20 protein-coding genes are annotated in these 23,364 nt (G+C 72.1%); 12 read left to right on the top strand and 8 right to left on the bottom strand.

Annotated features, from left to right (window positions below; translation table 11 throughout):
* Positions 1-176: 176 nt before the first annotated feature.
* The gene (locus OG985_RS11795; protein WP_371668246.1) at positions 177-1,676 is read right to left on the bottom strand and encodes an MFS transporter; all 1,500 of its coding nucleotides are present in this window, start codon (positions 1,674-1,676) and stop codon (positions 177-179) included.
* A gap of 123 nt (positions 1,677-1,799) precedes the next feature.
* Between OG985_RS11795 and OG985_RS11790 the strand changes: the two genes are divergently transcribed.
* Positions 1,800-2,780, top strand: coding sequence for an Lrp/AsnC family transcriptional regulator (locus tag OG985_RS11790; RefSeq protein ID WP_371668245.1), 981 nt, complete (start codon positions 1,800-1,802; stop codon positions 2,778-2,780).
* On the opposite strand, the gene OG985_RS11785 is transcribed toward OG985_RS11790, so the two are convergent.
* Positions 2,762-3,640, bottom strand: a complete 879-nt coding sequence (locus OG985_RS11785) for a LysR substrate-binding domain-containing protein (protein ID WP_371668244.1) — start codon at positions 3,638-3,640, stop codon at positions 2,762-2,764. The two genes, OG985_RS11790 and OG985_RS11785, sit on opposite strands and share 19 nt — an antisense overlap.
* 206 nt (positions 3,641-3,846) lie before the next feature.
* On the opposite strand from OG985_RS11785, the gene OG985_RS11780 reads away from it, so the two are divergent.
* On the top strand, positions 3,847-4,869 hold the full coding sequence (locus OG985_RS11780) for a bile acid:sodium symporter family protein (protein WP_371674341.1): 1,023 nt from the start codon (positions 3,847-3,849) through the stop codon (positions 4,867-4,869).
* On the opposite strand, the gene OG985_RS11775 is transcribed toward OG985_RS11780, so the two are convergent.
* Positions 4,805-6,052, bottom strand: a complete 1,248-nt coding sequence (locus OG985_RS11775) for a DUF4185 domain-containing protein (RefSeq protein ID WP_371668243.1) — start codon at positions 6,050-6,052, stop codon at positions 4,805-4,807. The genes OG985_RS11780 and OG985_RS11775 overlap by 65 nt on opposite strands.
* Positions 6,053-6,197: 145 nt before the next feature.
* Between OG985_RS11775 and OG985_RS11770 the strand changes: the two genes are divergently transcribed.
* The gene (locus OG985_RS11770; RefSeq protein ID WP_371668242.1) at positions 6,198-6,746 is read left to right on the top strand and encodes an isochorismatase family protein; all 549 of its coding nucleotides are present in this window, start codon (positions 6,198-6,200) and stop codon (positions 6,744-6,746) included.
* Positions 6,747-6,816: 70 nt separating this feature from the next.
* On the opposite strand, the gene fdhD is transcribed toward OG985_RS11770, so the two are convergent.
* From fdhD to OG985_RS11745, 5 genes are read right to left on the bottom strand one after another with little or no spacing between them, the layout of a single operon-like run.
* Positions 6,817-7,665 (bottom strand): formate dehydrogenase accessory sulfurtransferase FdhD, encoded by an 849-nt coding sequence (fdhD, locus tag OG985_RS11765; RefSeq protein WP_371668241.1) that lies wholly within the window; start codon positions 7,663-7,665, stop codon positions 6,817-6,819.
* Positions 7,666-7,672: 7 nt separating this feature from the next.
* On the bottom strand, positions 7,673-8,533 hold the full coding sequence (locus OG985_RS11760; protein ID WP_371668240.1) for a 2Fe-2S iron-sulfur cluster-binding protein: 861 nt from the start codon (positions 8,531-8,533) through the stop codon (positions 7,673-7,675).
* Positions 8,530-10,353 carry an NAD(P)H-dependent oxidoreductase subunit E gene (locus OG985_RS11755; protein ID WP_371668239.1) on the bottom strand — a complete coding sequence of 608 codons (1,824 nt, stop codon included), beginning with the start codon at positions 10,351-10,353 and terminating at the stop codon, positions 8,530-8,532. Before OG985_RS11755 ends, OG985_RS11760 begins: the two co-directional genes overlap by 4 nt.
* A gap of 6 nt (positions 10,354-10,359) precedes the next feature.
* Positions 10,360-12,285, bottom strand: coding sequence for a molybdopterin oxidoreductase family protein (locus OG985_RS11750; protein ID WP_371668238.1), 1,926 nt, complete (start codon positions 12,283-12,285; stop codon positions 10,360-10,362).
* Positions 12,282-13,253, bottom strand: coding sequence for a 2-dehydropantoate 2-reductase (locus OG985_RS11745; protein ID WP_371668237.1), 972 nt, complete (start codon positions 13,251-13,253; stop codon positions 12,282-12,284). Before OG985_RS11745 ends, OG985_RS11750 begins: the two co-directional genes overlap by 4 nt.
* Before the next feature lie 233 nt (positions 13,254-13,486).
* On the opposite strand from OG985_RS11745, the gene OG985_RS11740 reads away from it, so the two are divergent.
* From OG985_RS11740 to OG985_RS11700, 9 genes are all read left to right on the top strand, one after another.
* Complete coding sequence (locus OG985_RS11740) at positions 13,487-14,833, top strand: OFA family MFS transporter (protein WP_371668236.1); 1,347 nt, start codon at positions 13,487-13,489, stop codon at positions 14,831-14,833.
* Complete coding sequence (locus OG985_RS11735; RefSeq protein WP_371668235.1) at positions 14,802-14,936, top strand: hypothetical protein; 135 nt, start codon at positions 14,802-14,804, stop codon at positions 14,934-14,936. The genes OG985_RS11740 and OG985_RS11735 overlap by 32 nt, the downstream gene beginning before the upstream one ends.
* 147 nt (positions 14,937-15,083) lie before the next feature.
* Positions 15,084-16,031: a beta-ketoacyl-ACP synthase III gene (locus OG985_RS11730; RefSeq protein WP_371668234.1), complete on the top strand. Its 948-nt coding sequence runs from the start codon at positions 15,084-15,086 to the stop codon at positions 16,029-16,031.
* Between the two features lie 214 nt (positions 16,032-16,245).
* On the top strand, positions 16,246-16,923 hold the full coding sequence (locus OG985_RS11725) for a GntR family transcriptional regulator (RefSeq protein WP_371674340.1): 678 nt from the start codon (positions 16,246-16,248) through the stop codon (positions 16,921-16,923).
* A gap of 235 nt (positions 16,924-17,158) precedes the next feature.
* Positions 17,159-18,340: an ROK family protein gene (locus OG985_RS11720; protein ID WP_371668233.1), complete on the top strand. Its 1,182-nt coding sequence runs from the start codon at positions 17,159-17,161 to the stop codon at positions 18,338-18,340.
* Between the two features lie 141 nt (positions 18,341-18,481).
* The gene (locus OG985_RS11715) at positions 18,482-19,999 is read left to right on the top strand and encodes a sugar ABC transporter ATP-binding protein (protein ID WP_371668232.1); all 1,518 of its coding nucleotides are present in this window, start codon (positions 18,482-18,484) and stop codon (positions 19,997-19,999) included.
* The gene (locus OG985_RS11710) at positions 19,996-21,015 is read left to right on the top strand and encodes an ABC transporter permease (protein ID WP_371668231.1); all 1,020 of its coding nucleotides are present in this window, start codon (positions 19,996-19,998) and stop codon (positions 21,013-21,015) included. Before OG985_RS11715 ends, OG985_RS11710 begins: the two co-directional genes overlap by 4 nt.
* 17 nt (positions 21,016-21,032) lie before the next feature.
* On the top strand, positions 21,033-22,094 hold the full coding sequence (locus OG985_RS11705; protein ID WP_371668230.1) for a substrate-binding domain-containing protein: 1,062 nt from the start codon (positions 21,033-21,035) through the stop codon (positions 22,092-22,094).
* A gap of 59 nt (positions 22,095-22,153) precedes the next feature.
* Positions 22,154-23,362, top strand: coding sequence for a Gfo/Idh/MocA family protein (locus OG985_RS11700; protein ID WP_371668229.1), 1,209 nt, complete (start codon positions 22,154-22,156; stop codon positions 23,360-23,362).
* The last annotated feature ends 2 nt before the right edge of the window (positions 23,363-23,364 follow it).

The following is a 23,364-nucleotide window of genomic DNA, read 5'->3' as shown; positions in this document are numbered from 1 at the left end:
TCACGGGTGCACAATGCGCTCACATGGGGAAGGGTCGGACACAAACCTGACGGTTGAGTAAGTTTCGGGACCGTAATCTCCACCGAATCTGTACGACCCGGTGACAGCGCCCCGGCCCTGGTCACGATCCCGTCCCGACCACCGTCCCGGCCCTCTTCCGACCCCGCTCGCGCCGGTCAGCCGCGCGGCGCGGCCCTCTCCTCCTTCAGCGTCCGCGGACCGGCCGGCGTCACACCGTCCTTCGCCGCCGGAGGAGCCTTGACCAGGACCAGCACCAGCGCGCCGGCGACCGTCGCGACCACACCCGCGGCCACCGCCGCCGTGTTGAGCCCGGAGGCGAACGCGGCGCGCAGCGCGTGCTCGGAGAACGCGCCGCGCAGCGCCCCGGCGCCACCGCCCGCCAGGGTGTGGGCCGCGTCGTGCGACAGGCTGTCCTGCATGCGCGAGGTCAGGACGGTGCCGAAGACCGCGATGCCGAGCGCGTAGCCGAGCTGCCGGAAGGTGTTCACCGCGCCGCCCGCCATACCCGCCCGCTCCGGCGGTACGGCGGCCAGCGCGGCCCCCGCGATGCCGGGCGACACCAGACCCGTACCGACCCCCACCAGCACCAGCCCGGGAACCAGCGTGCTCGCGCCCGAGCCCGCGTCCAGGACTGTCATGCAGAACTGGCCCGAGCCGATCAGCAGCAGACCACCCCCGATGGTGATCCGTGCCGGCACCCCGTGCAGCAGCCGCCCGCCGGCCGCCGCCACCACGAACGAGGCGACCGACAGCCACAGGAACACCACCCCGCCGCGCACCGGACTCATCCCCAGCAGGGTCTGCAGCCACAGCGAGGTGTAGGGCAGGACGCCGAACGCCGCCGCGCTGAAGGCGAGCGCCCCCGCCATCACCGCGACGAATCCGGGCTTCAGGAACAGCCGCGGATCGATCAGCGGATCGGCGCTGCGCCGCTCCACCACGACGAAGCCGGCCAGCGCCACCACCGCCACCGCGAACGAGCCGAGCGTGCCGGTCTCGCCCCAGCCGTGCGACCCGGCCCGCACCGCCCCGTACGTCACCGCGCCGGCCAGCGTCGCGAACGTGGCCGTCCCCGACCAGTCGATCCGGCGCCCGCCGGGACCCCGGGACTCCGGCACCGCCCGCAGCGTCAGCCAGACCGCGGCCACACTCACCGGCAGGTTCACGTAGAAGATCCAGCGCCAGCCGGGCCCGTCGGTCAGCAGCCCGCCGAGCACCGGCCCGACCGCGGCGGCCGCGCCGCTGACCGCGCCCCACACCCCGAGCGCCACCGACCGCTGCCTGCCCTGGTAGACCGAGCCCAGCAGGGGCAGCGTCGTGGCGAACATCGCCGCCGCGCCCACACCCTGCACCGCCCGCGCGGCGACCAGCATCGCCGGCCCCGTCGCGACACCGCACCACAGCGACGCCGCCGCGAACAGCACGACGCCCACCACATGCACCCGCCGCCGCCCCAGCACGTCCGCCGCTGCGCCCGCCCCGAGCAGCAGCGCGGCCAACGCCAGCGCGTACCCGTCCATCACCCACTGCAGATCACTCAGCGACGCGTGCAGCCCCGCCGCCATGTCCGGCAGCGCCACGACGACGATCGTCACGTCCAGCAGCAACATGAACGTGCCCAGGCACACCGCCGTCAACGGCCCCCATGTACGCATGTCCTCAAACCCCCTCGTACGATCCGTGCGCCGAATGCGCATGCCTCCGTACGATGGACGCCGACCGGGCGATCGAAGCGGTATCACGCCACCGGGCGACGGAATCCGACAGAGACGGGCGGCATGGAGCGGGAATCCTCCACCTTCGACCAACTGGACCTGCGGCTCCTCAACGCGCTGGAGGTCGACGGCCGGGCCTCCTTCAGCCGTCTCGGCGCGGTGCTCGGCGTCTCCGACCAGACCGTCGCCCGCCGCTACCGCAGGCTGTGCGCCGAGGGCGGACTGCGGGTCGTCGCCGTCCGGGACGCCGAACGCCTCGGCCACGACCAGTGGACCCTGCGCCTGCGCTGCGTTCCGGACAGCGCCCCGGCCATCGCGGAGGCGCTCGCCAAACGGCCCGACACGAGCTGGATCGGCATCGCCTCCGGCGGCACCGAGATCATCTTCGGCACCCGACCGCGCAGCGCCGGTGACCGTGACGACCTGCTCCTCGGCAAACTCCCGCGCACCCCGCGCGTGATGGAGATCCGCGCCCACCAGAGCCTGCACCGCTTCTACGGCGGGCCCGACGGCTGGCTGGGCAAACTCGGGGCGCTCACCGCCGACGAGACCGCCGCCCTGCGGCCCGGTCCCGGGTCCCACCACGGGCCGGTCCGTATCGACCCGGAGGACGAGCCGCTGCTCGCCGTCCTGGAACGCGACGGCCGCGCCACCTGTCCGGAACTCCAGCGCGCCACCGGCCGCTCCGAGTCCGCGGTCAAGCGCCGCCTCGCCGCGCTGCTGGGCTCGGGCGCCGTCCACATCGACGCGGAGTACCACACCGAGACGATCGGCTACCCGATCCTCGCCGCCCTGTGGATCACCACCACGCCCGCCGCCCTCCACTCCGTCGGCGAGGCGCTCGCGACCCACGGCGAGATCGCCCACGCCGCGGCGACGGCCGGCCCGTGCAGCATCATCGCCACCGCGGTCACCCGAAGCACGGCGGACCTGTACGCCTACCTGAGCGGGCCCCTCGGCCGGCTGGAGGGCGTGCAGCACGTGGAGACCTCACTGTTTTTGCGGCGGGTCAAGCAGCTGACGTATCAGCCGCCGCTGCGCTGACGCCGCTGGAGCCGGTCCCCGCCGGCCAGGATCGCCGCCGCCAGGGCGTCCGCCGCGCTCTGGGCCGAGGTGCGGCGGGGACCGTGGACGAGCACGAAGTCGACCCGGCCGAGCTCCGGCAGCCCGGACCGGTCCGGCACCCGCACCAGGCCCGGCGGGATCAGGCCCCGCGAGTGGGCCATCACACCCAGGCCCGCGCGGGCCGCCGCGATCAGACCGTTGAGGCTGCCGCTGGTGCACACGACGCGCCACTCCCGGCCCTGCCGCTCCAGCGCCTCCAGGGCGAGCGCCCGCGTGATGCCCGGCGGCGGATAGACGATCAGCGGAACCGGCCGGTCCGGGTCCAGGCGCAGCCGCTCCGCGCCGATCCACACCAGTCCGTCGTGCCACACCAGCTCCCCGCGCGGATCCCCGGGGCGCCGCTTGGCCAGCACCAGGTCCAGCTTCCCGGCGGCCAGCCGCTCGTACAGGGTGCCCGAGAGTTCCACCGTCAGCTCCAGGTCGACCTCGGGATGGTCGTAACGGAACCCCTCCAGGATCTCCGGCAGCCGGGTCAGCACGAAGTCCTCCGACGCCCCGAACCGCAACCGCCCGCGCACCCGCGCCCCGGTGAAGAACACCGACGCCTGCTCGTGCACCTCCAGGATCCGGCGCGCGAAGCCGAGCATCGCCTCCCCGTCCTCCGTCAGCTCCACGGAGTGCGTGTCCCGCGTGAACAACTGCCGCCCGGTGGCGTCCTCCAGGCGCCGCACATGCTGACTGACGGTCGACTGGCGCAGCCCGAGCCGCCGGGCGGCCTGCGTGAAGCTCAGCGTCTGGGCCACCGCCAGGAACGTACGCAACTGGGACGGGTCGTACACTCCGCCAGGCTATCGCAGAACGTGATGACAGTCAGAGTGGTATGCCGGATTCCCGATCGCGGACGGGAGGAGCACGATGGAGAGGGGCCGTCCGGCCCCGCCCCGACCGACGAACCGCCGCCGGCCGGCCGGGCGACAGCCGCCCGCCGCACCGCCGGAGCACAAGCAAGTGGAGCACCGTGAAACGCCTGCGACGGCCGAGCCGGCTGCCGATCGACCCCTACATCCTGCTGCTGCTCGGGACGGTGGGCCTCGCGGCCCTGCTGCCCGCGCGCGGGACCGGCGCCGACGTGGCCTCCGGCGCCTCCACCGCCGCCATCGCCTTCCTCTTCTTCCTCTACGGCGCCCGCCTCTCCACCCGTGAGGCGCTCGACGGACTCAGGCACTGGCGGCTCCACACCACCGTCCTCGCCTGTACCTTCGTCGTCTTCCCGCTGCTCGGCCTGGCCGCCCGCGGACTCGTCCCGGTGCTCCTCACCCAGCCGCTCTACCAGGGGCTGCTGTTCCTCACCCTGGTCCCCTCCACCATCCAGTCCTCCATCGCCTTCACCTCCATCGCCCGCGGCAACGTGCCCGCCGCGATCTGCGCGGGCTCCTTCTCCTCGCTGGTCGGCATCGTCCTCACCCCGCTCCTCGCGGCCGTCCTCCTCGGCAACAGCGGCGGCGGGTTCTCCGCCGACTCACTCGTCAAGATCGTGCTGCAACTGCTCGTGCCCTTCCTCGCCGGGCAGGTGCTGCGCCGCTGGATCGGAGACTTCGTCACCCGCCACAAGAAGGTCCTCGGCCTGGTCGACCGCGGCTCGATCCTCCTCGTCGTCTACACCGCCTTCAGCGAGGGCATGGTGCAGGGCGTCTGGGACCAGGTCAGCCCGTCCCGCCTGGCCGGCCTGCTGGTCGTCGAGGCCGTGCTGCTCGCCGTGATGCTCGCCCTGACCTGGTACGGCGCCAGGGCACTGCGCTTCGGCCGGGAGGACCGGATCGCCATCCAGTTCGCCGGCTCGAAGAAGTCCCTCGCCGCCGGACTGCCCATGGCGAGCGTCCTGTTCGGAGCGCACGCCTCGCTGGCGGTGCTGCCGCTGATGCTCTTCCACCAGATGCAGCTCATGGTGTGCGCGGTGATCGCCAAACGCCGGGCCCGCGACCCGCGTGATCCGCGCGCGGGGATCAGCGGGCCGTCGTCAGCCGCAGCGTCACGAACCGCGGTCGGTACAGGGACACGTTCCGGCTGAGCTGCGCCGCGGCACCGCCCGTCGGGCCCGTCTCCAGCCAGTTGACGTCGTAGCTCAGCACCAGCCGTCCGCCGCCGCCCAGTTCGGGATGCACCTGCGGGTTGTACGCGGCGACCTGCCCCGGCGGCAGCGACGCGCCGAAGTTCCCGCTCGGCCCGTGCCACGGCCCGGTCGGGGAGCAGGCCCAGTACGAGGTCACGGTCGTCAGCCCCGCGGTCCCCGCCGCCATGGTGAACAGGACGTACGTCCCCGCCGACCGCACCACCGAGAACGCGCTCCCCACACCCGTGCGCAGCCCGTCCCCGAGCACCGCGCGCGGACGCGCACCGGCCGCCCATCCCGAACCGTTCCAGTACTGCCAGCGGGACGGCTCCCCGAGCCTGCCCTCCGGCACCCGCGCCACGTATGCCGACGAGGCCGGCCGGGACGCCGCCTGGGCGTCGTCGCCGCCGAAGACGTACGTCCAGCCCCCCTCCTCGACCAGCGTCGTGCCGAACAGGACGCGCCGGGAGGGATCCGGCACCGACTGCTCGTCGCGCACCGTCACGACCGACTCGACCCGCAGGTCGGGCAGCGAGAGCGTGGCCACCTCGGTGGCGGTCGGCACGCCGTACACCCACGGCGCCGGACCGGCCGTCCGCACCCACAGCAGCACCCGTACGACCCGCTCGGCCGAGCCGGGGGAGCGGGGCTCGACCCGGGCCGCGACCGGCCAGCGCCACTGACCGGGAGCCGGATCGGGGAAGAGGGGGGCGGGCAGCGTGGACCGCAGGCTCCGTCCCGTCATCACGACGGCCGAGTTGCGCACCAGCGGCGCGGCCGCGTCCCGCCAGGTGAAGGACTCGCCGACCGGGTTGGGCGGGCCGTGCACCTGGCCGAGGTAGGTGTCCGAGAAGAGCCACAGGACCCGGCCGTCCGGCAGCCGCACCGAGTGGGTGCCGTCGCCGCCGGTCCAGTCGTCGCCGCGGGTCGCGTCGTCGCCGTAGCGGGCGAACTCGGCGGTGAGACGGTCGTCGGCCGACCACGAGGCGACGGTATGCGGTAGACAGTCGGCGCCATTTTGTCGATCGTCACGGTCGCCGGCGTCCGGGAGCGCGGTGAGCAGCACGGCCGCGAGAACCAGGGTCAGCAACAGACCGACCCGGGCTCCCGTCCGCTCTCGTGCTCGTCCGTCCTCGGGCACGGTCCCGGACGTTAGCGGCTGCCGTGCGTCCGGTCCATGGGCCGTCCCCCCCGCCCTCCGGCGCCCGCACGGCGAACCGGCGCGCCACGCGGGCCCGTTGACGGTATATCCGGCACCGACGGCGCACGGCGGATAACGTTCCGTCATGACCGCAACAGGCAGCCCCGAGCCCCGACTCGCCCTCGATCCCGCGCGCAGCGCCCTCGTGCTCGTCGATCTGATGGACCGCATCGTCGCCCTGCCACTGGAGCCCCACAAGGGAGCCGAGGTCCTCGCCACCGCCGGCGAACTGGCGGCGGCCTTCCGCTCGGCCGGCGCGCTCGTCGTGCTGGTCCGCGTCGAACGCCCCGGGGTCGCCGAACAGCCGTCCGGCAGCGGTCTCGTGGCCGGCCTGTCGAAGGACGGCGACCTGGAGATCGTGAAGCGGACGATCGGCGCCTTCCAGGGCACCGGCCTGGACGACCGGCTGCGCGCGCACGGCGTCACCACCCTCGTGTTCGGCGGCATCGCCACCAACCTCGGCGTGGAGTCCACCGCCCGCGCGGCCGGCGACCTCGGCTACGACCTCGTCTTCGTCGAGGACGCCATGACCGCGCTGACCGCACCCGAGCACGAGGCGTCGGTGCGGCTGGACTTCCCGCGGCTCGGCTCGGTGGTCCGGGCCGCGGAGGTGCGCTTCACGCCGGGAGACTGAGGCGGGGCCCCGCGGCGCAGGGGGCGCTCCCCGCCGGCCGGGGCCCCGCCGCCGTGCCGCGGGGAACCGTTCAGCCCTGGGCGGCCGCGGCCCGCAGGGCGATGCGGTCCTCGCCCGCGTACACGTTCATGGAACTGCCGCGCAGGAACCCCACCAGCGTCAGCCCCGTCTCCGCGGCCAGGTCCACGGCGAGCGACGAGGGCGCCGAGACGGCCGCCAGCACCGGAATGCCCGCCATCACGGCCTTCTGCGCCAGCTCGAACGACGCCCGCCCCGACACCAGCAGGATCACCCGCGACAGCGGCAGATCCCCGTTCTGCAGGGCGCGGCCGACCAGCTTGTCGACCGCGTTGTGCCGGCCCACGTCCTCCCGGACGTCGAGCAGCTCACCGTCCTCGGCGAACAGGGCGGCCGCGTGCAGCCCCCCGGTCCGGTCGAAGACCCGCTGGGCCGCGCGCAGCCGGTCGGGGAGACCCGCGAGCAGCTCCGGGTCCACCCGGACCGGGGGAGTGTCGGCGATCGGCCAGCGGGCCGTCGTACGGACCGCGTCGAGGCTCGCCTTGCCGCACAGGCCGCAGGACGAGGTCGTGTAGACGTTGCGCTCCAGCGTGATGTCCGGCATCGGCACGTCGGGGGCGGTCCGCACGTCGACCACGTTGTAGGAGTTCGAACCGTCCACGGTCGCCCCCGCGCAGTACACGATGTTCTGCAGGTCGGAGGCCGCGCCCAGGACACCCTCGCTGACCAGGAACCCGGCGGCCAGCGCGAAGTCGTCGCCGGGCGTGCGCATCGTGATCGCCAGCGGCTTGCCGTTCAGCCGGATCTCCAGCGGCTCCTCGGCGACGAGCGTGTCCGGGCGGCTGGAGACCACCCCGTCCCGGATCCGGATCACCTTGCGTCGTTCCGTGACTCGTCCCATGTCCTGATCAGCCCCGGTTCTGTACGTGCTGGTAGCCGAAACGGCCCTTGATACAGAGATTGCCGTGGGTCACCGGGTTGTCGTGCGGCGAGGTGACCTTGACGATCTCATTGTCCTGCACGTGCAGAGTGAGGTTGCAGCCCACTCCGCAGTACGCGCACACCGTGGTCGTCTCGGTCTGCGCCGACTCGTCCCAGGTACCCGCCGCGCGCATGTCGAACTCCGACTTGAAGGACAGGGCTCCGGTCGGGCACACCTCGACACAGTTGCCGCAGTACACACAGGCCGAGTCCGTGAGCGGGGCGTCCCGCTCGACCGCGATCCGGGCGTCGAAGCCGCGCCCGACGACCGAGATGGCGAAGCTGTTCTGCCACTGCTCGCCGCACGCGTCCACGCACTTGTAGCAGAGGATGCACTTGTCGTAGTCGCGCACGTACAGGTCGTTGTCGACGCGGGGCACCTCGTCCAGGCGGGCCGCACCCGGGCCGAAGCGGTCCGGCTCCGCCCCGTAGTCCCTGATCCATTCGGCGGCCCCCGGGGTCGTCGACAGGTCGACCGAGGAGGCGAGCAGTTCGAGGACCACCTTGCGGCTGTGGCGGGCGCGTTCGGTGTCGGTACGGACCTCCATGCCCGGCTCGGCCCTGCGCGAGCACGCCGGAACGAGGGTGCGCGACCCCTCGACCTCCACCACGCAGACCCGGCAGGCGTTCTTCGGCGTGAGGGTGTCGCCCTGGCAGAGCGTCGGCACGTCCTTCCCGGCGGCCCGGCAGGCGTCGAGGACGGTCGAGCCCTCGGGCACCCTGGCCTCCTGCCCGTCGAGGGTGAACTCGACCAGCCGACGCGGCACTCCCAGCGGTATCGCGGTCATTCGTAGGCCCCCAGACGGTCGACGGCGGATTCCACGGCGTTCCACGCGGTCTGCCCCAGACCGCAGATCGAGGCGTCCCGCATCGCGCGGCCGACCTCCCTGAGCAGGGCGATGTCGTCCGCGGCGGCCGCACCCGTGCGCTCCGCGATCCGGCGCAGCGCCTCCTCCTGCCGCACCGTGCCCACCCGGCAGGGCACGCACTGCCCGCACGACTCGTCGCGGAAGAACTCCGCGATCCGCAGCAGCAGACGGGGCAGGGGCACCGTGTCGTCGAAGGCCATGACCACGCCCGACCCGAGCGTGGTGCCCGCCTCCCGCGTGCCCTCGAACGTGAGGGGGATGTCCAGTTCGTCCGGTCGTACGAAGCCACCCGCCGCGCCGCCGAGCAGGACCGCCCGCAGTCCCCGGCGTACGCCCGCGAGCGTGAGCAGCTCGCCGAGCGTCGCCCCGAACGGCAGCTCGTAGACGCCCGGCCGCTCCACACTCCCCGAGACGCAGAACAGCTTGGGTCCGGTGGACCGGGCCGTGCCGACCGCGGCGTAGGCCGGTGCGCCCGCCGTGAGAATCGGCAGGACGTTGACCAGCGTCTCCACGTTGTTCTCGGCCGTGGGCTTGCCGAACAGGCCCTTCTCCACCGGGAAGGGCGGCTTCGACCGCGGTTCGCCCCGGTACCCCTCGATGGAGTTGAACAGGGCGGTCTCCTCGCCGCAGATGTAGGCGCCCGCGCCCCGGCGGATCTCGATGTCGAAGGCGTAGCCCTGGCCGAGGACGTCGTCGCCGAGCAGACCGCGGGTCCGCGCCCGGTCGACGGCACATTGCATACGGTGTACCGCTCGCGGATATTCGCCGCGCAGATACAGATAGCCCCGATGCGCACCGGTCGCGTACCCGGCGATCGTCATCGCCTCCACGAGCGCGTACGGGTCGCCCTCCATGATCACGCGGTCCTTGAAGGTGCCTGGCTCCGACTCGTCCGCGTTGCACACCAGGAAGTGCGGACGGTCCGGCTGCGACGCCGTGGCCTGCCACTTGCGGCCGGTGGGGAAGGCGGCGCCGCCCCGCCCCAGCAGACCGGAGTCGGTGACCTCCCGGATCACTCCGGCGGGCCCGAGTTCGAAGGCCCGGCGCAGCGCCGCGTACCCGCCGTGGGCCCGGTAGTCGTCCAGGCTCGCCGGGTCCACCACGCCGACCCGGCGCAGCAGGGACAGCGACGGGTCTCCCGCCTGCGGCACCGCCAGCACGGCCGGTGGCTCCTCCGGGGCCGAGTCGGGGGCGCTCGCGGCGAGGACGGCGGCCTCGACCGTGGCCGGCGCCGACACCGCCGTACGCACCGGATCCCCGGCTCTTACCGCGAGTGCGGCCGGGGCGCGTTCGCACAGGCCGAGGCAGGGAGCGCGCTCGACCGACACACCGCTGCCGGGGCCGAGCCGCGCCTCGACGCCCTCGCACAGCCGCTGCGCCCCGGCGGCCGTGCACGCCAGGTCCGTGCACACATGCAGGACCGTCGCCGGCCGCGGCCGGACCGAGAACATCGCGTAGAAGGTGGCGACCCCGTAGGCCTCCGCCGGCGGCACGGTCAGCCGCCGGCACAGGTGGTCGAGGGCGCCCTCGCTGATCCAGCCGATCCGGTCGTTGATCGCGTGCAGCCCCGGCAGCAGCAGGTCGCGGCGGTCCCGGGCGGCGCGCCCGCCGCGCGCCCACCTCAGGTCGGCGTCGGAGCGGTCAGCGCCCTCCCACGACGACTCCGGGGGGCCGAGCAGCGCGTCGACGGCCGCCCGTTCCTCGTCCGTCGGCTTGCTGTCACCGAAGCGCAGGTCCACTTGTCGTCACCTCACGTAGGTCACTGCGGGAAGCTTCTCGATCCGGATCGCCGACGCCTTGAACTCCGCCGTCCCCGCGATCGGGCAGTTCGCCTCGATCGTCAGCTGGTTGGTGTCCACCTCGTCCGGAAAGTGCATGGTCATGAAGGCGAGCCCGGGCCGCAGCGCGAGGTCGATCCACACGGGCGCGACGACCGACCCGCGCCGGGACGCCACCCGCACCTCCTCGCCGACCACGACCCCGTGGCGTTCGGCGTCCTCCGGGCACAGCTCGATGTACTCCCCGCGCCGCAGCGGAGAGGCGAAACTCCCGCTCTGCACACCGGTGTTGTACGAGTCGAGCCGCCGCCCGGTGGTCAGCCTGATCGGGTACCGCTCGTCCGTGAGATCCACCGGCGGATCGTGCCGGACCAGTCCGAACGGCGCGCGCACCCCGCGCCTGGCCGGGTCCGGCTCCCACAACCGGCCGTGCAGATAGCTCGGTTCGAGCGCGTCGGCGCTCGGACACGGCCACTGGATGCCCTGAAGCCGCTCCAGCCGGTCGTACGTCATCCCGTGGTGGTCAGGCGACAGCGATCTGAGCTCGTTCCAGACGGCCTCGGAGTCCGCGTACGTCCAGTCGTGGCCGAGCCGCGTGGCCAGGTCGCAGAGGATGTCGATGTCCTCGCGCGCCTCCCCGGGCGGGGTCACGGCCCGGCGTACCCGCTGAACCCGCCGCTCGCTGTTGGTCGTCGTGCCCTCGGTCTCCGCCCAGCCGGCGGTCGCGGGCAGCACGACGTCCGCCAGCTCGGCGGTCTTCGTCAGGAAGATGTCCTGCACGACGAGGAAGTCGAGCGCCCGCATCCGCCGCACGGCCTGCTCGCTGTCCGCCTCCGACTGCGCCGGATTCTCGCCGATGCAGTACACGGCCCGGAGCGAGCCCTCCTCCATCGCCTCGAACATCTCCGTCAGGGTCAGTCCGTAGTGCGGCTGGATCACGGTGTCCCAAGCCGACTCGAACTTCAGCCGCGACCCGGCATCGAGGATGTCCTGGAAGCCGGGCAACCGGTTGGGGATGGCGCCCATGTCGCCGCCGCCCTGCACGTTGTTCTGGCCGCGCAGCGGTTGCAGGCCCGAGCCGTAGCGGCCCACGTGGCCGGTCAGCAGCGAGAGGTTGATCAGCGCGCGCACGTTGTCCGTGCCGTTGTGGTGTTCGGTGATGCCGAGGGTCCAGCACAGCTGGGCGCGCTCGGCGCGAGCGTAGGCGTGCGCCAACTCCCTGATGGCGGCGGCCGGTACACCCGTCACCTTCTGCGCGAGGGACAGCGTCCACGGCTCGACGAGCTGCCGGTACTCCTCGAAGCCGGAGGTCGCCCGCTCGATGAACGCCTCGTTGGCCAGGCCCGCGTGGATGATCTCGCGGCCGACCGCGTGCGCCATCGGGATGTCGGTGCCGACGTTCAGGCCGAGCCAGCTCTCCGCCCACTCCGCGGTCGAGGTGCGCCGCGGGTCCACCGCGTACATCCGGGCACCGTTGCGCACCCCCCGCAGCGCGTGCTGGAAGAAGATCGGGTGCGCGAAGCGGGCGTTGGAGCCCCACATCACGATGACGTCGGTGTGCTCGATCTCCTCGTACGACGACGTCCCGCCGCCCGAGCCGAAGGCGGCCGACAGGCCGGCCACGCTCGGGGCGTGGCAGGTGCGGTTGCAGGAGTCGACGTTGTTGGTGCCCATGACGACCCGGGCGAACTTCTGCGCCACGTAGTTCATCTCGTTGGTGGCCCGCGCGCAGGAGAACATGCCGAACGAGCCGCGCGCCGCCGCCAGGCCCCGGGCCGTGCGGTCCAGCGCCTCGTCCCAGCTCGCCCGCCGGAACGGCTCGTCGCGCGAGTCCCGGACGAGCGGATGGGTCAGCCGGGTGTAGGTCTTCGGGATCCGGTCGCGTTCTCTCATGCGGCGCTCCTCGACGCGAGCAGGTCGGAGATGGCGTGCACGGTGCGCAGGGTGGGCACGTCGACGCCGGTGATGTCCGCCAACTCGACGACGGCGGCGAGCAGTACGTCGAGTTCCAGCGGCTTGCCGCGCTCCAGGTCCTGGAGCGTGGAGGTGCGGTGGTCGCCGACGCGTTCGGCGCCCGCGAGCCGGCGTTCGATGGAGATCCCGACCTCGCAGCCGAGGGCCGCGGCGACCGAGAGCGTCTCGCTCATCATGATCTCGATGACCCGCCGGGTGCCGCCGTGCAGGCACATCTGCCGCATGGTCGCGCGGGCCAGCGCGCTGATCGGGTTGAAGGAGATGTTGCCGAGCAGCTTGAGCCAGATGTCGTTGCGCAGATCCGGCTCGACCGGGCACTTCAGGCCGCCGGCCCGCATGGCCTCGCTGAAGGCCAGACAACGCGACGAGACTCCGCGGTCGGGCTCTCCGACCGAGAACCGGGTGCCTTCGAGGTGGCGTACGACCCCGGGGCCCGCCAGCTCGGTCGCCGCGTAGACGACACAGCCGACGGCCCGTTCGGGCGCGAGCACCGCGCTGACCGCGCCGTCCGGGTCCACGCTCTCGACGCGGTGGCCGTCGTGGGGGCCGCCGTGCCGGTGGAAGTACCACCAGGGGATGCCGTTCTGGGCGGCCACGACCGCCGTGGTGTCGTGCAGCAGGGGCTCGATCAGCGGCCCGCACGCCGCGTACGAGTTGGCTTTCAGGCCGAGGAAGACGTAGTCGACCGGGCCGATCTCGGCCGGGTCGTCGGTGGCGTGGGCGCGGGCGGTGAAGTCGCCGCGCGGGCTGAGCACGCGCACCCCGTGCCGCCTCATGGCCGCCAGATGCGGTCCACGGGCGACGAGGTGCACGTCGGCGCCCGCACGGTGGAGCGCGGCGCCGACATAGGCGCCGATCGCACCGGCGCCGAGAACTGCGACTTTCATGGCGAGGGAGCTCCGTTCGGTCGAGGGTACCGAGGAACTGTCGAACTCTGGTCGAATCGTGTCGACGAAATATTGTCTACAGTATGGAACTTGGGGCAGCAAGGGTTCGCGCAGGATCGGTCGGCCGGGGAAACCGGTCGGTAGGACCGTTCGTCGCCTCCTGGATACCGTTCATCGCATACCGTCGACGCGCCGCTTCTCAACCTCCGCCCTCCTGCCTACCGTTCGGGATCATGAGTCCCCCACTCGCGCCCCCGGGGTGGAGCCGCTGGCTGGTTCCGCCCGCCGCCCTGTCGGTCCATCTCTCCATCGGGCAGGCCTACGCCTGGTCCGTGTTCAAGCCGCCACTGGAATCCGCGCTCGGCCTCAGCGGCACCCAGAGCGCGCTGCCCTTCCAGCTCGGCATCGTCATGCTCGGGCTGTCGGCCGCGTTCGGCGGCACGCTCGTCGAACGCAACGGCCCACGCTGGGCGATGACCGTCGCCCTGGTCTGCTTCTCGTCCGGGTTCCTGCTCTCCGCGCTCGGCGCGGCGACCGAGCAGTACTGGCTGATCGTCTTCGGCTACGGCTTCGTCGGCGGGATCGGCCTGGGCATCGGTTACATCTCGCCCGTGTCGACGCTGATCAAGTGGTTCCCGGACCGGCCCGGCATGGCCACCGGCATCGCCATCATGGGCTTCGGCGGCGGCGCGCTGATCGCCTCCCCGTGGTCGGCGCAGATGCTGGACTCGTTCGGCGCCGACAGTTCCGGGATCGCGCTGGCGTTCCTGGTCCACGGTCTTTCGTACGCGGTGTTCATGCTGCTCGGCGTGCTGCTGGTGCGCGTGCCGCGCGGCGAGAAGCCGGCCGCCGACCAGCCCGCCGCCGACAAGCCGAGCGTCGCGGCAGGCCCGCAGGTCTCGGCCCGGGACGCCGTCCGCACCCCGCAGTTCTGGTGCCTGTGGGTCGTGCTCTGCATGAACGTCACCGCCGGGATCGGCATCCTGGAGAAGGCCGCTCCGATGATCACGGACTTCTTCGCGGACACCTCCACCCCCGTGTCGGCCTCGGCGGCCGCCGGCTTCGTCGCCCTGCTGTCCGCCGCCAACATGGCGGGACGCATCGGCTGGTCCTCGACCTCCGACCTGATCGGACGCAAGAACATCTACCGCGTGTACCTCGGGGTGGGCGCGCTGACGTACGCGCTCATCGCGTTGTTCGGCGACTCGTCCAAGCCGCTGTTCGTCCTGTGCGCGCTGGTGATCCTGTCGTTCTACGGCGGCGGCTTCGCGACGATCCCCGCCTATCTGAAGGACCTCTTCGGCACCTACCAGGTCGGCGCCATCCACGGCCGGCTGCTCACCGCCTGGTCCACCGCCGGCGTCCTCGGTCCGCTGATCGTCAACTGGATCGCCGACCGGCAGGAGGAGGCCGGAAAAGACGGCTCGTCCCTGTACGGTCTGTCCTTCGTGATCATGATCGGTCTGCTGGTCGTCGGCTTCGTCGCCAACGAGCTCGTCCGTCCCGTCCACGCCCGCCACCACATCCCCGCCCAGAGGGAGGCCGCCGATGTCGAACGACAGCAGTCAGAGTCCGCCTGACCGGCGCGGTCTGATCACCCTCGCCTGGCTGTGGGTGGGAGCGCCGCTCGCCTACGGGGTCTACGAACTCGTACAGAAGGCGACGCAGCTGTTCACCGGGTGATCTTCGGGAACCGTCCGGGCGTCCGAGGGGGTGACGGAAGCCGACAACCTCGGCGCCCGTTTCCTGTGGCTTCACCTGCCGTCGTACCCGCGAGTCACTGATCAGACTGGTGGATCCCGCTACCCAAGGCAACGAGGGGGACCACCAATGAACGGCTCGCGCATCGCCGCCGTCGGCCATTACCAGCCCGCGAAGGTACTCACCAACGAGGATCTGGCGCGTCTGGTCGACACCAGCGACGAGTGGATCAGGAGCCGGGTGGGCATCCGGACGCGCCACATCGCCGGACCCGACGAGCCGGTCGACGAGCTGGCCGGCCATGCCGCCGCCAAGGCGCTCGCGGCGGCCGGCCTCACGCCCGCCGACATCGACCTCGTCCTGGTCGCCACCTCCACGGCCGTGGACCGGTCGCCGAACATGGCCGCCCGGGTCGCGGCCCGGCTCGGCATCCCCTCGCCGGCCGCGATGGACGTCAACGTCGTGTGCGCCGGTTTCACCCACGCGCTCGCCACCGCGGACCACACCGTGCGGGCGGGCGCCGCGACCCGCGCCCTCGTCATCGGTGCCGACAAGATGTCCGAGGTGGCGGACTGGACCGACCGCACGACCTGCGTGCTCGTCGGCGACGGCGCGGGGGCCGCCGTGGTGGAGGCCTGCGCGGACGGTGAGGAGCCCGGCATCGGGCCCGTGCTGTGGGGGTCGGTGCCCGAGATGGGCAACGCGGTGCGCATCGAGGGACAGCCGGCGCGGTTCGCGCAGGAGGGGCAGAGCGTCTACCGCTGGGCCACCACCCAGCTGCCGCCCCTCGCGCGCCGGGCCTGCGAACGGGCCGGGCTCGCCCCGGAGGACCTCGCCGCGGTCGTGCTGCACCAGGCGAACCTGCGCATCATCGAGCCGCTCGCCCAGAAGATCGGCGCGGTCAACGCCGTCGTCGCGCGCGATGTCATCCGATCGGGCAACACGTCGGCCGCCAGCATTCCGCTCGCCTTCTCCAAGCTGGTGGAGCAGGGCGAGATCTCCACCGGGGACCCGGTCCTGCTGTTCGGCTTCGGCGGCAACCTGTCGTACGCCGGGCAGGTCGTCCGCTGCCCCTAGTCGTGGGTGGCGATGGCGCGCCGCTGTCCGCGGGCGGGTGGTGTGATGGGCTCCCGGGCGGTGGTGTGACGAGGCCCTCGCCGCAGCTGCCTGGCCATTGTGCGCCGTAGACTGTAGACGAAAGACAATCGATACTGGTTGTCCAGTGACCGTGACGCCGCGGACACGTGCTCTTCAGCCGCGGCACCCGGCGTCGCCCAGGAGGGGGACCGTGATGTTGTCGCCAGGACTGCCGCAGGGAGCGGTGCCCAAGCTCGAACGGCCCGGTCCGCTGCGCGACCGCGTCTACGAGGCGCTGCTCGAACTCATCACCACCCGAGCCCTGCAGCCCGGCCAGCATCTCGTCGAGAGCGAACTCGCCGGCCATCTCGGTGTCTCCCGCCAGCCGGTGCGGGAGGCGCTCCAGCGGCTGAACACCGAGGGCTGGGTCGATCTGCGGCCCGCCCAGGGCGCGTTCGTGCACGAGCCGACCGAGGAGGAGGCCGACCAGCTCCTCACCGTCCGTACGCTGCTCGAGGCCGAGGCGGCCCGGCTCGCCGCGGCGAACGCGAACAGCGCCGGCATCGACGCCCTGGACGACCTGCTCGCCCAAGGACTCAAGGCCGTCGCCTCCGACGACGTGGACACCGCCGTCACCCTCAACGCCCGCTTCCACGCGAAGGTCATGGAGCTCGCCGGCAACGCGGTGCTCGCCGAACTCGCCGCGCAGGTCGACCGCCGGGTCCGCTGGTACTACACGCCGGTCGCGCGGCAGCGCGGACACGAGTCCTGGATCGAACACCGCGAGCTGATCGGCGCGATCGCGCAGCGGGACGAGCAGCGCGCCACCCAGCTGATGCGCGAGCACACCGAGCACACCCGGCGCTCGTACCACGCCCGCGCGAAATCCTGACGGCGCGCCGGGCAGAAGAGTACGAACGCGCACGAACGGGGCGCGGTGCGGACACCGCACCGCGCCCCGTCCCGTCTGCCCTGGTGGAGCACGGCGGATTTCTTTGTCCTGAGAGTGGAGAAAGTTCGCAGCAATCCGTGCACAGCTTCTTCCCAGGTTCGGCAGCCGCTGCTACGTTCCCCTCGAAAGCCCGGCACCACATGGCTGATTGAGGCGGGAGGGGATCGTGAGGCGCATGACGGCGCGACCCGCGAACGCACATCAGGCCCGGCTGCTCAAGCTGTTGCGCGACGGAGGCCCCAACTCCCGTGCGCAACTGGGTGACCAGGTGGACCTGTCCCGGTCGAAACTGGCCGTGGAGGTGGACCGGCTCCTGGAGACCGGCCTGGTCGTGGCCGACGGCCTGGCCGCCTCCCGCGGCGGACGCCGTTCCCACAACATCCGGCTCGCGCCGGCCCTGCGCCTCCTCGGCGTGGACATCGGCGCGACCTCGGTCGACGTGGCGGTCACCAACGCCGAACTTGAGGTGCTGGGGCACCTCAACCAGCCCATGGACGTGCGCGAGGGCCCGGTCGCGGTGTTCGAGCAAGTCCTTTCCATGGCAGCGAAGTTGAGAGCGTCCGGCCTCGCGGAGGGCTTCGACGGCGCCGGCATCGGCGTGCCGGGGCCGGTCCGCTTCCCCGAGGGCGTCCCGGTGGCTCCGCCGATCATGCCGGGCTGGGACGGCTTCCCTGTACGGGAGGCGCTCAGCCAGGACCTCGGCTGCCCGGTCATGGTCGACAACGACGTGAACCTGATGGCGCTGGGGGAGCAGCACGCGGGCGTCGCCCGTTCCGTGGGCGACTTCCTCTGCGTCAAGATCGGCACCGGTATCGGCTGCGGCATCGTCGTCGGCGGCGAGGTCCACCGCGGTGCGACCGGCAGCGCGGGGGACATCGGGCACATCCAGGCGGTGCCCGACGGCCGTCCGTGCGCCTGCGGAAACCGGGGATGCCTGGAGGCCCACTTCAGCGGGGCCGCTCTGGCCCGGGACGCCATGGAGGCGGTCCGGCAGGGGCTCTCCGACGAACTCGCCGCCCGGCTGGAGGCGAACGGCACCCTCAGCGCGATCGATGTCGCCGCCGCGGCCGCCGCGGGCGACGCCACCGCGCTCGACCTGATCCGCGAGGGCGGCGACCGCGTCGGGCAGGTCATCGCCGGCCTGGTCAGCTTCTTCAACCCGGGCCTGGTGGTGATCGGCGGCGGGGTGACCGGTCTCGGCCACACCCTGCTGGCCGCCATCCGCACCCAGGTCTACCGCCAGTCACTCCCGCTCGCGACCGGCAACCTGCCCATCGTCCTCGGGGAGTTGGGGCCCACCGCCGGAGTCATCGGCGCGGCCCGGCTCATCAGCGACCACCTCTTCTCACCCGCCTGACCGACCCGACCCGACTCGCCCCGGCCTGCCCCGCCCCGCCACAAGCTCACCAGCACAGCGCCCTGCTCCGCCCTGCCCGAAAACACCCGCCGGGCACGCACACCCTTAAACCGGCCCGCACGCCCGCCAAGGGGACACCGCATGGCTCCACAACCACCGCTGCTCAGCATGTCCGGCATCACCAAGTCCTTTCCCGGAGTCCGAGCCCTCGACGGCGTCGACCTCGACGTCCAGGCCGGCGAAGTGCACTGCCTGCTCGGCCAGAACGGCGCCGGCAAGTCCACCCTCATCAAGGTCCTGGCCGGCGCCCACCAGCCCGACACCGGCACCATCCACTGGCGCGGCGAACCGGTCACGCTCCGCTCACCGATCGCCGCCATGCGCCTCGGCATCGCCACCATCTACCAGGAACTCGACCTGGTGGAGCACCTGTCGGTGGCCGAGAACGTCCACCTCGGCCACGAACCCACGACCGCCGGATTCGTCGTACGGGGGAAGGCGGCACGCGCCTCGACCACCGCGCTGCTGCACCGGCTGGGGCACCCGGAGATCGACCCGGCCCGTCTCGTCGGGGAACTGCCGGCGGCCCAGCAGCAGATCGTGTCCATGGCCCGGGCGCTCTCCCACGACGTACGGCTCATCGTGATGGACGAGCCGTCCGCCGCCCTCGACCCGGACGAGGTCGACAACCTCTTCCGGATCGTCGGCGACCTCACCGCGGACGGTGTCGCCGTCGTCTACATCTCGCACCGGCTGGAGGAGATCCGCCGCATCGGCGACCGGGTGACCGTGCTCAAGGACGGACGGGCGGTGGCCGGCGGACTGCCCGCGAAGGCGACCCCGACGCGCGAGGTCGTCGCCCTGATGACCGGACGCAACGTCGAGTACGCCTTCCCCGAGCGGCCCGCCTCCCCGGCGGCCGGCACCGCGGTCCTGGAGGTCCAAGGGCTCGCCCGGCAGGGGGAGTTCGAGCCGATCGACCTCACCCTGCGCCCCGGCGAGATCGTCGGACTCGCCGGACTGGTCGGCTCCGGACGCTCCGAGATCCTGGAGACGATCTACGGCGCCCGCAAGCCCACCGCCGGTCACGTGCGGGTCGACGGGCGCCCGCTTCGGCCCGGCAGCGTACGGGCCGCCGTACGGGCAGGGCTCGGTCTCGCTCCCGAGGAGCGCAAGGCTCAGGCGCTGCTGATGCTGGAGTCCGTCACCCGCAACGTCTCGGTGTCCTCCATGTCCCGCTTCTCGCGCGGGGGCTGGATCGACCGCCGGGCCGAACTGGGCGCGGCGCGGGCGGCGACGCGTGAGCTGTCGCTGCGGCCCGACAACCCCTCCGTACCGGTCCGCACCCTGTCCGGAGGCAACCAGCAGAAGGCCGTCCTGGCCCGCTGGCTGCTGCGCGGCTGCCGGGTTCTGCTGCTCGACGAGCCCACGCGCGGTGTCGACGTCGGAGCCCGCGCCGAACTGTATGCAGTCGTCCGTCGACTGGCGAACGAAGGCCTCGCCGTGCTCCTGGTCTCCAGCGAGGTGCCCGAGGTGCTCGGCCTCGCCGACCGCGTCCTGGTCCTGCGGGAAGGCCGGGTCGTCCACACGGCTCCCGCCCGCGAACTCGACGAACACCGTGTCCTCGACCTGGTGATGGAAGGAAGCCCGGCATCATGACGCAGCCCGTCTCCCCGCCCAGGGACAGCGCCGGCAAACTGCCGGCGACGAGTGAGGCGCCCGCCTGGCGCGGCCTCGTCGCCCGCGCCGACCTGCGCACCCTCTCCCTCCTCGGCGTGCTCGCCGCCCTGATCCTCATCGGCGGCATCACCAAACCCGACGAGTTCCTCGACACCCGCAACCTCCAACTCGTCCTCACCCAGGGCTCCGTGATCGGCGTCGTCACCGTCGGCATGACCTTCGTCATCACCTCCGGCGGCATCGACCTGTCCGTCGGCGCGATCGTCGCCCTCGCCTCGGTGTGGGCGACCACCCTCGCCACACAGGACTACGGCTTCGGCGGCATCCTCCTCACCGCGGTGCTCGTCGGCCTCGGCTGCGGCCTGGTCAACGGACTGCTCATCGCGTACGGCGGGGTGGTCCCGTTCATCGCCACGCTCGCCATGCTGGCCTCCGCGCGCGGCCTCGCCCTCCAGATCACCGACGGCCGCACCCAGATCGTCACGGTGGACAACATCCTGAAACTGGGCGAGCGCGACTCCTACGTCCTCGGCATCCCGCCCCTGGTGCTGGTCTTCGCCCTCGTCACGGTCATCGGCTGGCTGGTGCTCAACCGCACCACCTTCGGGCGTCGCACGGTCGCCGTCGGCGGCAACGCGGAGGCGGCCCGGCTGGCCGGCATCGACGTACGCCGCCAGCGCCTCTACCTCTACCTGCTGTCCGGACTGTGCTGCGGCATCGCCGCCTTCCTGCTGATCATCCTGTCCGGCTCCGGCCAGAACACCAACGGCAACCTGTACGAACTCGACGCCATCGCGGCCGCGATCATCGGCGGCACGCTGCTCAGCGGGGGCCGCGGCACCATCACCGGCTCCGTGATCGGCGTCCTGATCTTCACCACGATCACCAACCTCTTCGCCCTGAACAACCTGCAGAGCGACGTCCAGCAGATCGCCAAGGGCGCGATCATCGTCGCCGCCGTGCTGGTCCAGCGCCGTACCGCGAGCACGACCTGAGGAAAGGGTTCACCGCCATGCCAGAACTCACGAGCCGCACGAGCCGTCTCACCAGTCGCAGAGGAATGCTCTTCGGGACCGCGGCCGCCTCGGCCGGTGTCCTCCTCGCCGGTTGCACGAGTAACGAGGCCAAGGACGAGCCGGCCGCCGACGACCAGCCGGCCGCCACCGACGACAAGCCCGGCAAGCACGTCACCATCGGCTTCGCCGGCCCGCAGGCCGACCACGGCTGGCTCAACGCCATCAACGACAACGCCGAGAACCGCGCCAAGAAGTACTCGGACGTCACCCTGGAGATCACCGAGGGCTCCAACGACACCGCCGCGCAGATCGGCCAGATCGAGACCCTGATCAACAAGAAGGTCGACGTCCTGGTGGTGCTGCCCGCCGACGGCAAGGCGCTCACCCAGGTCGGCCTCAAGGCGATGCGCGCGGGCATCCCGGTCGTCAACCTCGACCGGATCTTCAACACCCCGCAGGCCTACCGCTGCTGGATCGGCGGCGACAACTACGGCATGGGCCTGAACGCCGGCAACTACATCGGCGAGAAACTCAAGGGCAAGTCCGGCGCCCGCGTCATCGAGCTGGCCGGCCTGGACAACCTGGAGCTGACCAAGCAGCGCACCCAGGGCTTCGACGACGCGCTGAAGAACTACCCCAACATCAAGAAGGTCGCCCGCCAGGCCGCCGACTTCACCGTCGAGTCGGGCCAGGCCAAGATGGCCCAACTCCTCCAGGCGCAGCCGAAGTTCGACGCGGTGTGGAACCACGACGACGACCAGGGCGTGGGCGCCCTGCGCGCCGTCGAGCAGGCCGGGCGCGACGGCTTCCTGATGGTCGGCGGAGCGGGCGCGCTCTCCGCCTTCCAGGCCATCAAGCAGGACAACGGCGTCCTGAAGGCGACCGTGCTCTACCCGCCGACCATGGCCGCCTCGGCGATCGACCTCGCCCGGGCCCTCGGCCAGGGCAAGGGCGTCGGCGGCCTCGCCGAGTTCGAGATCCCGGCCTCGCTGACGCTCTACTCGGCCGTCGTCGACAAGGACAACGTCGACCAGTACATGTCCACCGGCTTCAAGTGACCCGTTCCCCCCGCACCCCCCACGGCGCCACCCCGACGAGGACGAGGAGGACCTTCCGCATGGGACAGCCGCAGCAGCCGCAGGAAGCAGACAGCGAGAAGCCGCCGCTCGGCGTCGGCATGGTCGGCTACGCCTTCATGGGTGCCGCCCACTCCCAGGGCTGGCGCACCGCGGGCCGCGTCTTCGACCTGCCCCGGCGCCCGGTACTGGCCGCGATCTGCGGACGGGACGCGACCGCCGTGCGCGCGGCGGCCGACCGGCACGGCTGGGCGGCGGCCGAGACCGACTGGCGCGCCCTGATCGAGCGCGACGACGTCGATCTCGTCGACATCTGCACCCCCGGCGACAGCCACGCCGAGATCGCCGTCGCCGCGCTCGCCGCCGGCAAGCACGTGCTGTGCGAGAAACCCCTCGCGAACACCGTCGCGGAGGCCGAGGTGATGACCGCGGCGGCCGAAGCGGCGTACGCACGCGGTCAGTTGGCGATGGTGGGATTCAACTACCGGCGGGTGCCGGCCACCACGCTGGCCCGTTCGATGGTCGCCGAGGGCCGGCTCGGCACCCTGCGGCACGTGCGGGTCTCCTACCTCCAGGACTGGCTGGTGGACCCGCAGTTCCCGCTGACCTGGCGGCTGCGCAAGGAGCAGGCCGGGTCGGGAGCGCTCGGTGACCTCGGGGCCCACGTCGTCGACCTCGCGCAGTACCTGGCGGGGGAACAGCTGGCCGGCGTCTCGGCGCTCACCCAGACCTTCGTGCGGGAACGGCCGCTGCCCGTCGGCGCGACCAGCGGACTGTCCGCCGGCTCGGCCGCCGGCACCGGACAGGTCACCGTGGACGACGCCGCGGTCTTCACCGGCCGCTTCACCTCCGGCGCCCTGGCCTCCTTCGAGGCCACCCGGTACGCCACCGGCCGCAAGAACGCGCTGCGCATCGAACTCAACGGTGACCGAGGCTCGCTGGCCTTCGACCTCGAACGCCTCAACGAGCTGTCGTACCACGACGGCAGGGAACCCGGGACGCACGCCGGCTTCCGCCGCATCCTCGTCACCGAACCCGACCACCCCTACCTGAGCGCCTGGTGGCCGCCGGGCCACGGCCTGGGCTACGAGCACACCTTCGTCCACCAGGCCCGTGACATGGTCCTCGCCGTCGCCGAGGGCCGCCGGCCCGAACCCTCCTTCGCCGACGGACTCCAGGTTCAGCGCGTGCTGGCGGCCGTCGAGGAGAGCGCCGAGAAGAACTCCGTCTACACACCCCTAGCGGTCTGAGG

The sequence above is a fragment of the Streptomyces sp. NBC_00289 genome (assembly GCF_041435115.1).
GTDB lineage: Bacteria > Actinomycetota > Actinomycetes > Streptomycetales > Streptomycetaceae > Streptomyces.
Note: the sequence above shows the minus strand (reverse complement) of the source record. Positions and strands in the feature narration are given on the sequence as shown.